The organism is Mycobacterium bohemicum DSM 44277 (assembly GCF_001053185.1).
GTDB classification, from domain to species: domain Bacteria; phylum Actinomycetota; class Actinomycetes; order Mycobacteriales; family Mycobacteriaceae; genus Mycobacterium; species Mycobacterium bohemicum.
This window is the reverse complement of record NZ_CSTD01000007.1, coordinates 24077-36107: the sequence shown is the minus strand read 5'-3', so window position 1 is coordinate 36107 and position 12031 is coordinate 24077. Positions and strand designations below refer to the sequence as shown.

Genomic DNA, 12031 nt, shown 5'->3' with positions numbered 1-12031 from the left:
CGATTTTGGTCCGGGCGGTTGACCAGGTATTGTGGGACAACGGTGCCTCATGCGCGCCGACTTTTTGCGTGCCCTGTCCTAGGAATTTCCCGGAATTTCCTGCCCTTGGCTCACGTTTCCAGTCGGGCGAATGCTGCGCCGATACGGGCGAACACGACAACGAGACCAAAAGACGAGGATTACTGAGAAGTTCATGGCCAAGAAGGACGGTGCCATCGAGGTCGAGGGCCGCGTGGTAGAGCCCCTGCCCAATGCGATGTTCCGCATTGAGCTGGAGAACGGCCACAAGGTGCTCGCCCACATCAGCGGCAAGATGCGGCAGCACTACATCCGCATCCTGCCCGAGGACAGGGTGGTGGTGGAGTTGTCTCCCTACGACCTGTCGCGGGGCCGCATCGTGTACCGGTACAAGTAGCGAGCAGCCCGAACCGCATACCCCGACGAGCAGACAAGAACAGGATCGAAGAGCCGTGAAGGTGAACCCCAGCGTCAAGCCAATCTGTGACAAGTGCAGGGTGATCCGTCGGCATGGGCGGGTCATGGTGATCTGCTCCGATCCGCGCCACAAGCAGCGCCAGGGCTAGATCGCCCCGGCGCTTGAGACACAACTGAATGCAGACCTCCCAGCACCACTGAGCGGCTGGCATCTACCGAGATGGGCCAGCTCATCCACGCCCGGACGGAGGCCGGGCCCCGCCTGAAAACGTCGAGCGGGAACGGGCTGGGATAAGACCTCCGCCTAGAAAAAGAGGAAACGCCACCCATGGCTCGACTAGTAGGCGTCGACCTGCCGCGCGATAAGCGCATGGAGGTCGCGCTGACGTACATCTTCGGCGTCGGCCGCACCCGTTCCAACGAGATCCTGGCCGCGACGGGCATCGACAAGGACCTGCGCACCAGGGACCTGACCGACGACCAGCTGACCCACCTGCGCGACTACATCGAAGCGAACCTGAAGGTGGAGGGCGACCTGCGCCGCGAGGTCCAGGCCGACATCCGCCGCAAGATCGAGATCGGCTGCTACCAGGGCCTGCGGCACCGCCGCGGCCTGCCGGTGCGCGGCCAGCGGACCAAGACCAATGCGCGGACCCGCAAGGGCCCCAAGCGCACCATCGCGGGCAAGAAGAAGGCCAGGTAACCCATGCCACCGGCAAAGAAAGCGCAGGCAGGCTCCGCCAAGAAGGGGCAGAAGACCCGCAAGCGGGAAAAGAAGAACATTCCCCACGGCGCCGCTCACATCAAGAGCACGTTCAACAACACGATCGTGAGCATCACCGACCCCCAGGGCAACGTCATCGCCTGGGCGTCGTCGGGTCACGTCGGCTTCAAGGGATCCCGGAAGTCGACCCCGTTCGCCGCCCAGCTGGCGGCCGAGAACGCCGCCCGCAAGGCGCAGGAGCACGGGGTGCGCAAGGTCGACGTGTTCGTCAAGGGCCCGGGCTCGGGCCGCGAGACCGCGATCCGTTCCCTGCAGGCCGCGGGGCTGGAGGTCGGCGCGATCTCCGACGTCACACCGCAACCCCACAACGGTTGCCGTCCGCCCAAGCGCAGAAGGGTCTAGGAGGGAATCATGGCTCGCTACACCGGACCCATCACCCGCAAGTCGCGCCGGCTGCGCACCGACCTCGTCGGTGGCGACCAGGCCTTCGAGAAGCGTCCCTACCCGCCCGGCCAGCACGGCCGCGCGCGGATCAAGGAGAGCGAATACCTGCTGCAGCTGCAGGAGAAGCAGAAGGCCCGCTTCACCTACGGCGTCATGGAGAAGCAGTTCCGCCGCTACTACGAGGAGGCCGTGCGGCAGCCCGGCAAGACCGGTGAGGAACTGCTGCGCATCCTGGAGAGCCGGCTGGACAACGTGGTGTATCGCGCCGGGCTGGCGCGCACCCGCCGGATGGCCCGCCAGCTGGTCAGCCACGCGCACTTCAGCGTCAACGGCGTAAAGGTGGACGTTCCCAGCTACCGGGTGTCGCAGTACGACATCATCGACGTGCGGGACTCCTCGCTGAACACCGTGCCGTTCCAGATCGCGCGGGAGACGGCGGGCGACCGCCCGATCCCGAGCTGGCTGCAGGTCGTCGGGGAGCGCCAGCAGATCCTGATCCACCAGCTGCCCGAGCGGGCCCAGATCGACGTGCCGCTCACCGAGCAGCTGATCGTCGAGTTCTACTCGAAGTAGCAAGAACTTCCGCACGCGTGGTGCGGAACACCTAACGGCATCAAATAGCGGGTGCCGAGAAGGAGAAGAAGGAACACATGCTGATCTCTCAGCGACCCACCCTGTCCGAAGAGGTGTTGACCGACAGCCGGTCCCAGTTCGTCATCGAGCCGCTGGAGCCGGGATTCGGCTACACCCTGGGCAATTCGCTTCGGCGCACGCTGCTGTCGTCGATCCCCGGCGCGGCCGTCACCAGCATCCGCATCGACGGCGTGCTGCACGAGTTCACCACCGTGCCCGGCGTCAAGGAAGACGTCACCGACATCATCCTCAACCTCAAGGGCCTCGTGGTGTCCTCGGAGGAGGACGAGCCGGTGACGATGTACCTGCGCAAGCAGGGCCCGGGCGAGGTCACCGCGGGTGACATCGTGCCGCCCGCCGGCGTCACCGTGCACAACCCCGCGATGCACATCGCGACGCTGAACGACAAGGGCAAGCTCGAGGTCGAGCTCGTCGTCGAGCGCGGCCGGGGCTACGTCCCGGCGGTGCAGAACCGCGCGTCGGGCGCCGAAATCGGCCGCATCCCGGTCGATTCCATCTACTCGCCGGTGCTCAAGGTGACCTACAAGGTGGAGGCCACCCGTGTCGAGCAGCGCACCGACTTCGACAAGCTGATCCTGGACGTCGAGACCAAGAGCTCGATCACCCCGCGCGACGCGCTGGCCTCGGCCGGCAAGACGCTGGTCGAATTGTTCGGCCTGGCGCGCGAACTCAACGTCGAGGCCGAGGGCATCGAGATCGGGCCGTCGCCGGCCGAGGCCGACCACATCGCGTCGTTCGCCCTGCCGATCGACGACCTGGACCTGACCGTGCGCTCCTACAACTGCCTCAAGCGCGAGGGTGTGCACACCGTCGGCGAGCTGGTCTCGCGCACCGAGTCGGACCTGCTCGACATCCGCAACTTCGGTCAGAAGTCCATCGACGAGGTGAAGGTCAAGCTGCACCAGCTGGGCCTCTCGCTCAAGGACAGCCCGGCCACCTTCGACCCGTCGGAGGTCGCGGGCTACGACGTCGCCACCGGCACCTGGTCGACCGAGGGTGCCTACGACGACCAGGACTACGCGGAAACCGAACAGCTGTAACGGTATTCGAAAAGCATCTAGACAGGAGCGTCAGCAATGCCCAAGCCCACCAAGGGCCCTCGCCTCGGCGGGTCGTCGTCGCACCAGAAGGCCCTGCTGGCCAACCTGGCCACCTCGTTGTTCGAGCATGGCCGGATCAAGACGACCGAGCCGAAGGCGCGCGCGCTGCGGCCGTACGCGGAGAAGCTGATCACGCACGCGAAGAAGGGCTCGCTGCACAACCGTCGAGAGGTGCTGAAGAAGATCCGCGACAAGGACGTGGTGCACGCCCTGTTCGCCGAGATCGGGCCGTTCTTCTCCGACCGCAACGGCGGGTACACCCGCATCATCAAGGTCGAACCGCGCAAGGGCGACAACGCCCCGATGGCGGTGATCGAGCTGGTTCGCGAGAAGACGGTGACGTCGGAGGCGGACAGGGCGCGCCGCGTCAAGGCTTCGAAGAAGGCCGCACCCGAGGCTGCCGCCGCGGCGCCGCAGGCGGCGGTCGAGGCCGAGCCCGCCGAAGCTGAGGAGGCCGCCGGGGACGAGGCAGCCGCCACCGAGGCCGCCGAGGCTCCCGAGGATTAACGAGGTTGTCCGTCTGCGGCTCGACATCGCCTACGACGGAACCGAATTCGCGGGGTGGGCCGCCCAGTCCGGGCAGCGCACGGTCGCCGGCGTCCTCGACGAGGCGCTGACGACGATCTTCCGCGTCCCGGTGCGGCTGCGCGCCGCCGGACGCACCGACGCCGGCGTGCACGCCACCGGTCAGGTGGGCCACGTCGACGTGCCCGTCGACGCGGTGGCCAACGCCTACTCGCGGTCGTCGGCCGTGGGCGACCCCGAGTTCCTGCCGCTGGTGCGCCGCCTGGGCCGGTTCCTGCCCGGCGACGTCCGTGTCACCGAAATCGCGCGCGCGCCGCAGGGCTTCGACGCCCGGTTCTCGGCGCTGCGGCGGCATTACGCCTACCGGCTGACGACGGCGCCCTACGGCGCGTTGCCGCAGCAGGCGCGGTATGTGACCGCCTGGCCGAGGGCCCTGGACGTGGACACGATGAACGCGGCGTCACGGGATCTGCTGGGGCTGCACGACTTCGCCGCGTTCTGCCGTCAGCGCGAGGGCGCCACCACCATCCGCGAGCTGCAGCGGCTGGACTGGTCGCGCGACGGCGAGCTGATCACCGCGCGCGTGAGCGCCGACGCGTTCTGCTGGTCCATGGTGCGGTCGCTGGTGGGGGCGCTGCTGGCGGTCGGCGAACACCGCCGCCCGGTCTCATGGTGCGCCGAATTACTCTCGGCGACAGCGCGTTCCAGCGACTTCGCGGCCGCGCCGCCGCAGGGTCTGACCCTGATCGGCGTCGACTATCCGCCCGACGACCAACTGGCCGCGCGGAATCTGATCACCCGCGACCTGCGCACGCGCCACGATCACAACTAGACCTTGCCCGCAACGAATTTCGCGGCCTGGTTGGTCATGCCCGGGACGTAGCTGAGGTGGGCGCTCCACTGGGTGCCGTTCGAGCAGATCGGGTCGCCGGTGTTGCACAGGTCGATGGTCTTGCCGTCGAAATTCGGGGTGAGCGCGCTCATCAGGTTGCTCGCGCGGGCCGAGGGGTTCCCGAACAGCGCGATGGCGGCCACGTGGTCGGCGGCCTCGGCCGGCAGGGGCTGGCGGAAGCCGAGGCCGGGAAGCGGCGAGGCCGTGACGATGTCGACGACGGCCGCGCCCTGCGAATACCCGCCCAGCACCAACTTGGTGTTGGGGCAGTTGGCGGCCATCTGCTGCACGTGGTTGCTGGCGTCGTTCGCGCCGTCGGTGGCGGCCAGGAAGTCCTTGCTGGCCGGGTAGTTGACACCATATGCGCCAACGCTTTTGCGGGTGTCCGCGCGCAGCGCGCTGACGAAGGCCTGGCCGACCTTGCCCACGCCCGGGGGCTCACCGGTTCCACGGGCGAACACCACCTCGACGTCGGGGCATGACGCCGAGGCGAGGGGCAACACCTTGGGCACGACGAAAAGCGCGGCCGCTGCAAGGAATGCGGCGAGCAGCCCTAGCCTGATGAGCCTCACATCAAGAGGCTACGGCCCTTTGATAGGCCTTTGATAAGCCAATGGTCAAGCGCCGGTAACGATTTAGACGAGCGGAGCTTGCGGAGCGGGGGTGTTGGGAACGCTCGGGGTGGGAAGCGCCGGTGCGGTCACGGGCGTCTGCGGCCCGTATCCCGGCGACTGCGGGGCGTAGGAGGGTGACTGCGGCCCGTACCCGGGCGTCGGCCCGTACCCGGGGGTCGGCCCGTTCCCGGGCGCCTGCAGCCCGGAGTTGGCCAGCAGCCTGGAGGCGACGTAGGAGGCGGCCTGGGTGGTGTAGGCGGGGACGTAGCCCTCGGTGTGTCCGCTCCACTGGTTGCCCGAGCCCGCGTGACAGATCGGGTCCTCGGGGTTGCACAGGTCGATCGCCTTGGACCCGAGCAGCGCGCTCTGGCTGGGCAGCGTCCCGCCGGCGCGGTCGGCCACGTCGCCGAAGGTGGCGACGGCGGTCACGTGGCTGGCCAGGTCGGCCGGCAGCGAGTTACCCCAGGTGATGCCGCCGATCGGGACGCCGGCCACGATGTCCATCACCGACGCGCCCTGCGAGTAGCCGCCCAGCACGATCTGGGTGTTCGGGCACTTCGCGACGGCCTGCTTGACGCGGTTGATGGTGTCGTTGGCGCCGTCGCCGCCGTGCAGCTGCAGCTTGCTGGCGGCGTAGTTCACCCCGTAGGTGTCGATGTTGAGGCCCGGAGCCTGCTGGCGCAGCGAGTCGACGAAGGCGTCGCCGACGCGGCCCAGCCCGGGCGGCTCGTTGGTGCCGCGCGCGAAGATGACCTCCACGTCCGGGCAGTCATCCGCCGAGGCGACCGGGATGGCGACCGGGCTGGTGGGGGGATTGACGAGGGCCAGGGTGGCGACGACGAGCGCCGCGCAGATGAGGCCGACCCAGCGACCTGCCGACCGAGCCATACCCCGTTGCGGGCCCCCCCGAGGGCCACGTGTCCGCTGAACAGTCACCTGAAGAGCTTAACCGCCGGCGGCGGCGACCGAAAACTCGCTGACCTGTGGATAAGGGGCGTGGGTCCGCCGGCGGGCGGTCTAGCGTGGGGCGGGGTCACGTCGCAGATCGGGGGGCCAGTGCCGCGCCAGCCCACAACCTGGGTGCAGGTCAGTGGTTACCGCTTCCTGCTGCGCCGCCTCGAGGCGGCGTTGCTGACCGGGTCACCGTCGGGGCCTTCGCACCCGGCAGGCGGGCGGGGGGCGCCGCTGGTGCTGGGGTGCGTGCTCGCCGCGGTTGCCACGGCCGGCTGCGCTCTGCTGGCTTTTCTGCGACCGCAGCCGGCGCTCGAGCGCGCCCAGATCGTGGTGACCCGGGAATCCGGCGCGCTGTTTGTGCGGGTCGGCGACACCTGGCATCCGGTGCTCAACCTGGCCTCGGCCCGCTTGGTGGCGGCGACGCCCGCAAGCCCGCTGCCGGTGCGCGAGTCCGACCTGGCCAACGCCAAACGCGGTCCGCTGCTGGGCATTCCGGGCGCTCCTTCGCTCCTCGGCAGGCCGCTGACCGGCGAGGAGTCGACGTGGACGGTGTGCGACGCGGACGGCGGCGGCGGCACGACGGTCGTCGTGGGGCCCGCGGAGGGTGCGCCCGCGGATCGGCTCGCTGCCGATCGCGCCGTCCTGGTCACGCCGCCGTCGGGTGCGCCGGCGTACCTGCTCTACGACGGCCGGCGGGCGATGGTGGACCTCGGCGACGCCGCGGTGCTGCGTGCCCTTCGGCTCGAGGGCCGAGCGCCGCGGCCGGTGTCGCAGTGGTTGCTGGATGCCATCCCGGAGGCGTCGCCGATCGCGGCGCCGAGGGTGCACGACGCGGGCCGCCCGGTGGCCGGCCTGCCCGGCATTCCGGCCGGCAGTGTGCTGCGGATCGCGCGCGCGGATGGTGACGAGTATTACGCGGTGGTCGCCGGCGGGGTGCAGCGCATCGGCGGGGTGGCCGCCGACCTGATCCGGTTCAGCAACTCGCGGGGCGCCACCGACGCCGTCACCGTGGCGGCCGACACCCTGCGCGGCGCCGCGATCGTCGACGCCCTCCCGGTGGGGAGCTTCCCCGACCGGGCGCCGGGACTGGTCGACGGAGGCGGCGACCTGTGTGTCGCCCGGCGCCCCGCCCCCGCCGGCCGATCTGCCGTCGAGCTGGTGGTGCGCGGCGGCCCGCCCATCCCGCCCGGGTGCAGGTTGCGTCGCCGTCGGACCCCGAGGTGGCGCTGCTGGTGACGCAATCCCCGGTGCCCGGTGAGACGCTGAGCGGCACCGCCGAGCGGCTGAAACGCGCGCTCGACGCCGAGCCCGGCGGGGTCTTCGCCGACTTCGACCCGTCCGGGTCCACCGCCGGGCGGCCCGCCGTGACCTACCGCGAGGTGCGGGCCCGCCATCACGTGCGGTGGACGGTGTTCGTCGACGGGCCGGTGCGGATCAGCATCGGATGCCAGAGTCGCCCGGGCGCCGAGGACGCCGTCCGCGGCGTCTGCGAGCAGGCGGTGCGGTCCGCGCGGGCGATCGGAATTTGATGGAACCGAACGGCGGTGGCCGTGGTCGGATCATGTATGGCCGCACCGAACACGCTGAGCACCGACTTCGACCTGATGCGGTCGGTCGCGAATACGACGGATGCCCGCAACGAGGAGATCCGGGCGATGCTGCAGGCGTTCATCGGCCGCATGAGCGCGGTGCCGCCGTCGGTGTGGGCCGGGCCCGCGGCCGCCCGGTTCAAAGACGTGGTCGACCGGTGGAACGCCGAGTCGCTGCGGCTCTACCACGTCCTGCATGCGATCGCCGAAACGATCCGGCACAACGAGGCCGCGCTGCGCGAGGCCGGCCAGAGCCACGCCCACCACATCGGCGCGGCAGCCGGAAACCTGTGAGGGAGGCGGTGACTGTGGACCCGGTGCTGTCGTATGACTTCGGCGAGATCGAACACTCCGTTCGCCAGGAGATTCACGCCACCTCTATCCGCTTCAACGCGGCACTGGAGGACCTGAGGGGGCAGATTGCCCCGCTCGAGCAGCTGTGGACCCGCGAGGCGGCCGCCGCCTACCAGGTCGAGCAGCTGAGGTGGCACCGGGCGGCGAGCGCGCTCACCCAGATCCTGGTCGACCTGGGCCGGGCGGTGCGTGACGGAGCCGACGAAGTGGCGGACGCCGACCGCCGCGCGGCAGGGGCGTGGGCCCGCTAGCCGAACCCATGAGCTCTGTGTGGTCCCGGTGGAGGAGAGCCGCTGGGACCACACAGTGTTTTGACGATTTTGACCTGCGGGGACGCCGATCGGTAAGCTGCTCGGTTGGCGTGCGGTACGCAAGGGGCTCGGGTCAACGTCGGTCGCCGAGACCAACCCCGCCGCAGACCTACAAGGGACGCCTGACCGGCACCCGGCTCGAACCGGGATCCACCACGAGAAGAGAAGGTAAGCGCTGTGCCCACCTATGCGCCCAAGGCGGGTGACACCACGAGGTCGTGGTACGTCATCGACGCCACGGACGTGGTGCTTGGCCGCCTTGCCGTCGCAGCTGCCACCCTGCTGCGCGGCAAGCACAAGCCGACGTTCGCCCCCAATGTCGATGGCGGGGATTTCGTCATCGTCATCAATGCCGACAAGGTCGCGCTGTCCGGCGACAAGCTGCGCAGCAAGATGGCTTACCGCCACTCGGGGTACCCCGGCGGGCTGCGCAAGCGCTCGATCGGCGAGCTGCTGGAGAAGCACCCGACCCGCGTCGTGGAGAAGGCGATCGTCGGCATGCTGCCCAAGAACAAGCTGAGCCGCCAGATCCAGCGCAAGCTGCGCGTCTACGCCGGCCCGGAGCATCCCCACACCGCGCAGCAGCCGGTTCCGTACGAGATCAAGCAGGTGGCGCAGTGACCGACACAACCGACGCGACCGAAACCGTCGAGCCGACCGACACCGCCGAGGCGGTGGAGGCGGCCCCGGAGGCCGCCGACGCGCCCGCGGCCTCGGCCGAGACCCCGGCGGCGCGGCCCAGCGAGGCCTTCGTGTTCGAGCGCCCCATCCAGACCGTCGGCCGCCGCAAGGAGGCCGTGGTCCGGGTGCGCCTGGTGCCCGGCACCGGCCAGTTCCACCTCAACGGCCGCAGCCTGGAGGGCTACTTCCCCAACAAGGTGCACCAGCAGCTCATCAAGGCCCCGCTGGTCACGGTGGACCGGGCCGAGAGCTTCGACATCTACGCCCACCTGCACGGCGGCGGCCCGTCGGGCCAGGCCGGAGCCCTGCGCCTGGGCATCGCCCGGGCGCTGATCGTGGCGTCGCCGGAGGACCGGCCGGCGCTGAAGAAGGCCGGCTTCCTCACCCGGCGCGACGCCGCCCCCGGGCGGGCCACCGGCGCCGGGCAACGAGGGATCGACGCCGTGCGAAGTCGCCGCGGACCAACTCCCGCAGGCGGGGCAGTGATGATCAGGCGGGCCGCAGCCGCAGCACGTCCTCGACGTAGCGCACCGCCTCGCGCGGGTCGGCGGTCACGGGGCTCACCAGCAGCGTCGTCACGCCCGACTCCGCGAACGCCGCCAGCCGTTCGGAGACATGGCCGCGCGGACCGACCAGGGAGATCCCGCGCACCAACTCGTCGGGGACCGCCGTGATGGCCTCCTGCTTGCGGCCGGACAGGTACAGCTCCTGGATCCGATCCGCGACCTCGCCGAACCCGTAACGGGTCGCCAGGTTGTGATAGAAGTTGCGGCCCTTGGCGCCCATCCCGCCGAGGTAGAGCGCCAGCTGCGGCTTGACCCAGGCCAGCCGCTCGTCGACGTCGTCGCCGATGGCCAGCGAGGCGTGCACCGCGACGTCCAGCGGGCCCAGCGCCGGATCACGCTTGGCGAAGCCGGCGGCCAGCGCGTCGCCCCACACCGACCCGGCCTTCTCGGGGTGGTAGAAGACGGGCTGCCAGCCCTCGGCGATCTCGGCGGTGAGCTCGACGTTCTTGGGGCCCAGCGCTGCTATCGTGATCGGAATGCGTTCGCGCACAGGATGATTGATCAGTTGCAAGGCCTTGCCCAGGCCCGTCCCGCGGTCCGGCGGCAGAGGAATCTGGTAGTGCTTCCCGGCGTATTGCAGGCGTTCGCGCCGCCACACCTTCCGGCAGATCTCCACGACCTCGCGGGTGCGGCCCAGGGGGGCGTCGAATGCCACCCCGTGGAACCCCTCGATCACCTGCGGCCCGGACGTGCCGATCCCCAGGCGGAAGCGTCCGTCGGACACGAAGTCCAGGCCCGCGGCGGTCATCGCCAGCAGCGACGGCGTGCGGATGTAGATCGGCACCACCCGGAGGCCAGCTCGACGGTGCTGGTCTTGGCGGCCAGGTAGCCGAGCTGGCTGATGGCGTCGTACGAATACGCCTCGGCCACCACCGCGACCTCGACGCCGGACTTCTCCAATTCGACGACGCGGTCCACGGCCTCGTGAAAGCCGCCCGAATAATCCAGGGCGATCCCGATTCGCATCAACGACTGATATCACGCTGACCGCGGAACCCCGCGCGGGGGCGCGTCACTTGAGCAGCGCGACGATCTTGTCCTCGAGGCCGACGGGCTCCGCCTCGGGGTCGACGGGATTGGTCCCGGGCAACTCCACATCGGGGTCGGCGAAGTCGCGATAGGTCTTGTCGCCGCCCAGCGTGTAGAGCAGGTATCCGGTCAGCAGGGCGCGCACCGATCGCTGCGTCTTGCGATGCGTCCCGGACAGTCCGAATGCCTTCGCCAGCCGCCGGCCCTGCACGAGGCCCCCGGGCACGGCCTTGCTGACGATGCGCAGCGTCGCCGTGTCCCACGCGGCGGCAAGGGGCGCCGCGTTGGACGTCAGCGTCTTCGCCGCGTCCGGGGCGGTCAGGATCAGGCCGGGAACCTTCAGCGTCGCGGCCGGCAGCTCGGCCGGCGGTTGGGTGACCGAGGGGAAGATCGCCACCGCCGCCGTGAGCTTGGCGGGCATTCCGGCGGCGGCGAACACGGCGGCCGAACCACCGAAACCGTGGCCGACCACCCCCAGCTTGGCCGGATGCACGCTGATCTTGCCCGGCCCGAGGCGCACGCCGGACACGATGTCGAGCGCGGTGCCCAGGTCGAACGCGAAATTGAGCACCGACGGCGCCAGGCCGCGCTCGGTATCGGGGGCGCCGGCCACGATCCCCCACGACGCCAGGTGCTCCAGCAGCGTGGAATAGCGCGCGGCGCCGGCGAGCCAGTCGTGGCCGAACGCGACGGCCGGCAGATTCAGCCCGGCCTCGGGGGTGTAGACCACGCCCGGCAGCCCGGCGAAGGCCAGGTCACCGCGCAGAACCCGATGCGGGCCACGGCGGCCGAGGGCGGCGACGAGCTTGCGGATTCGGGCCACGCGTCGACGTTAGCGCATCCCCGATTGACCCCAGTTGACCCCGAGCAGCCCCGAGGAGCTCCAGATCGACCCAGATCGACCCAGATCGACCCAGAATCGACTACGCCGTGACCTCGATCAGGCCCACGCGCCATAACACCGCGTACACGTGGTGCAGCGGAATGCTCAGCAAACGGGCGGCGGCGTCGGCCAGGGGGTCGCCGCTGGGGGCCGCCCGTTGCGGCCGGCGCCGGTCGACCTGCGCGGTCGCCGCCAGTTGCGGTAGTGCGTCTTCGTACGCTAAAGCGGTCATGTTCTCCCCTCGGAGACGTGTGTATGGCGGGCAATATTGTCTTT

At 69.9% G+C, this 12031-nt stretch carries 16 protein-coding genes and 4 pseudogenes; 15 read left to right on the top strand and 5 right to left on the bottom strand.

Features of this window, described 5'->3' with window-relative positions:
* The first annotated feature begins 193 nt into the window (after window positions 1–193).
* From infA to truA, 8 genes are all read left to right on the top strand, one after another.
* Window positions 194–415, top strand: a complete 222-nt coding sequence (gene infA / locus BN971_RS23320; RefSeq protein WP_003418601.1) for a translation initiation factor IF-1 — start codon at window positions 194–196, stop codon at window positions 413–415.
* Window positions 416–470: 55 nt separating this feature from the next.
* Complete coding sequence (gene rpmJ / locus BN971_RS23315; protein ID WP_003879483.1) at window positions 471–584, top strand: 50S ribosomal protein L36; 114 nt, start codon at window positions 471–473, stop codon at window positions 582–584.
* Window positions 585–763: 179 nt separating this feature from the next.
* Window positions 764–1138: a 30S ribosomal protein S13 gene (gene rpsM, locus BN971_RS23310; RefSeq protein WP_083175650.1), complete on the top strand. Its 375-nt coding sequence runs from the start codon at window positions 764–766 to the stop codon at window positions 1136–1138.
* Window positions 1139–1141: 3 nt separating this feature from the next.
* Window positions 1142–1561: a 30S ribosomal protein S11 gene (rpsK, locus tag BN971_RS23305; protein ID WP_085180088.1), complete on the top strand. Its 420-nt coding sequence runs from the start codon at window positions 1142–1144 to the stop codon at window positions 1559–1561.
* 9 nt (window positions 1562–1570) lie between these two features.
* Entirely contained in the window at window positions 1571–2176 is a 606-nt protein-coding gene (rpsD, locus tag BN971_RS23300; RefSeq protein WP_085180089.1) for a 30S ribosomal protein S4, read from the top strand.
* Window positions 2177–2253: 77 nt separating this feature from the next.
* Window positions 2254–3297: a DNA-directed RNA polymerase subunit alpha gene (locus BN971_RS23295; RefSeq protein WP_085180090.1), complete on the top strand. Its 1044-nt coding sequence runs from the start codon at window positions 2254–2256 to the stop codon at window positions 3295–3297.
* A gap of 36 nt (window positions 3298–3333) precedes the next feature.
* On the top strand, window positions 3334–3864 hold the full coding sequence (rplQ, locus tag BN971_RS23290; RefSeq protein WP_090350646.1) for a 50S ribosomal protein L17: 531 nt from the start codon (window positions 3334–3336) through the stop codon (window positions 3862–3864).
* Window positions 3860–4714, top strand: coding sequence for a tRNA pseudouridine(38-40) synthase TruA (truA, locus tag BN971_RS23285; RefSeq protein WP_428978078.1), 855 nt, complete (start codon window positions 3860–3862; stop codon window positions 4712–4714). Before rplQ ends, truA begins: the two co-directional genes overlap by 5 nt.
* Here truA and BN971_RS23280 read toward each other — a convergent pair.
* Both BN971_RS23280 and BN971_RS23275 read right to left on the bottom strand, forming a co-directional pair.
* Window positions 4711–5337 carry a cutinase family protein gene (locus BN971_RS23280; protein WP_085180170.1) on the bottom strand — a complete coding sequence of 209 codons (627 nt, stop codon included), beginning with the start codon at window positions 5335–5337 and terminating at the stop codon, window positions 4711–4713. The genes truA and BN971_RS23280 overlap by 4 nt on opposite strands.
* Before the next feature lie 72 nt (window positions 5338–5409).
* On the bottom strand, window positions 5410–6276 hold the full coding sequence (locus BN971_RS23275; RefSeq protein ID WP_085180093.1) for a cutinase family protein: 867 nt from the start codon (window positions 6274–6276) through the stop codon (window positions 5410–5412).
* Between the two features lie 108 nt (window positions 6277–6384).
* Here BN971_RS23275 and eccB point away from each other — a divergent pair, with 108 nt between their 5' ends.
* From eccB to BN971_RS26805, 7 genes and pseudogenes are all read left to right on the top strand, one after another.
* Complete coding sequence (gene eccB, locus BN971_RS23270) at window positions 6385–7578, top strand: type VII secretion protein EccB (protein ID WP_346425740.1); 1194 nt, start codon at window positions 6385–6387, stop codon at window positions 7576–7578.
* A pseudogene (locus BN971_RS23265) lies at window positions 7527–7871 on the top strand (type VII secretion-associated protein); the annotation flags it as partial. The gene eccB and the pseudogene BN971_RS23265, both read left to right, overlap by 52 nt.
* Before the next feature lie 36 nt (window positions 7872–7907).
* Window positions 7908–8225: a WXG100 family type VII secretion target gene (locus tag BN971_RS23260; protein WP_085180098.1), complete on the top strand. Its 318-nt coding sequence runs from the start codon at window positions 7908–7910 to the stop codon at window positions 8223–8225.
* An 8-nt stretch (window positions 8226–8233) separates the two neighbouring features.
* Complete coding sequence (locus BN971_RS23255) at window positions 8234–8536, top strand: WXG100 family type VII secretion target (protein WP_090350679.1); 303 nt, start codon at window positions 8234–8236, stop codon at window positions 8534–8536.
* A gap of 237 nt (window positions 8537–8773) precedes the next feature.
* Window positions 8774–9217 (top strand): 50S ribosomal protein L13, encoded by a 444-nt coding sequence (gene rplM / locus BN971_RS23250; RefSeq protein ID WP_085180099.1) that lies wholly within the window; start codon window positions 8774–8776, stop codon window positions 9215–9217.
* 53 nt (window positions 9218–9270) lie between these two features.
* Window positions 9271–9687: pseudogene (gene rpsI, locus BN971_RS23245) on the top strand (30S ribosomal protein S9); the annotation flags it as partial.
* Window positions 9662–9763 (top strand): annotated as a pseudogene (locus BN971_RS26805) (hypothetical protein); the annotation flags it as partial. The pseudogenes rpsI and BN971_RS26805, both read left to right, overlap by 26 nt.
* A 3-nt stretch (window positions 9764–9766) precedes the next feature.
* Here BN971_RS26805 and BN971_RS23240 read toward each other — a convergent pair.
* The 3 genes and pseudogenes from BN971_RS23240 to BN971_RS23230 all read right to left on the bottom strand — a co-directional run bounded on the left by BN971_RS23240 (window position 9767) and on the right by BN971_RS23230 (window position 11987).
* Window positions 9767–10809 (bottom strand): annotated as a pseudogene (locus BN971_RS23240) (LLM class F420-dependent oxidoreductase).
* A 46-nt stretch (window positions 10810–10855) separates the two neighbouring features.
* Window positions 10856–11695: a dienelactone hydrolase family protein gene (locus BN971_RS23235; protein ID WP_085180104.1), complete on the bottom strand. Its 840-nt coding sequence runs from the start codon at window positions 11693–11695 to the stop codon at window positions 10856–10858.
* A gap of 100 nt (window positions 11696–11795) precedes the next feature.
* Window positions 11796–11987 carry an Rv1535 family protein gene (locus BN971_RS23230; protein ID WP_085180105.1) on the bottom strand — a complete coding sequence of 64 codons (192 nt, stop codon included), beginning with the start codon at window positions 11985–11987 and terminating at the stop codon, window positions 11796–11798.
* Between the last annotated feature and the right edge of the window lie 44 nt (window positions 11988–12031).

Bases quoted from the DNA above. Each gene is read 5' to 3' on its own strand.
- infA (WP_003418601.1), top strand. From the start codon at position 194: ATGGCCAAGAAGGACGGTGCCATCGAGGTCGAGGGCCGCGTGGTAGAG.
- rpsM (WP_083175650.1), top strand. From the start codon at position 764: ATGGCTCGACTAGTAGGCGTCGACCTGCCGCGCGATAAGCGCATGGAG.
- rpsK (WP_085180088.1), top strand. From the start codon at position 1,142: ATGCCACCGGCAAAGAAAGCGCAGGCAGGCTCCGCCAAGAAGGGGCAG.
- rpsD (WP_085180089.1), top strand. From the start codon at position 1,571: ATGGCTCGCTACACCGGACCCATCACCCGCAAGTCGCGCCGGCTGCGC.
- BN971_RS23295 (WP_085180090.1), top strand. From the start codon at position 2,254: ATGCTGATCTCTCAGCGACCCACCCTGTCCGAAGAGGTGTTGACCGAC.
- rplQ (WP_090350646.1), top strand. From the start codon at position 3,334: ATGCCCAAGCCCACCAAGGGCCCTCGCCTCGGCGGGTCGTCGTCGCAC.
- BN971_RS23275 (WP_085180093.1), bottom strand. From the start codon at position 6,276: ATGGCTCGGTCGGCAGGTCGCTGGGTCGGCCTCATCTGCGCGGCGCTC.
- BN971_RS23260 (WP_085180098.1), top strand. From the start codon at position 7,908: ATGGCCGCACCGAACACGCTGAGCACCGACTTCGACCTGATGCGGTCG.
- BN971_RS23230 (WP_085180105.1), bottom strand. From the start codon at position 11,987: ATGACCGCTTTAGCGTACGAAGACGCACTACCGCAACTGGCGGCGACC.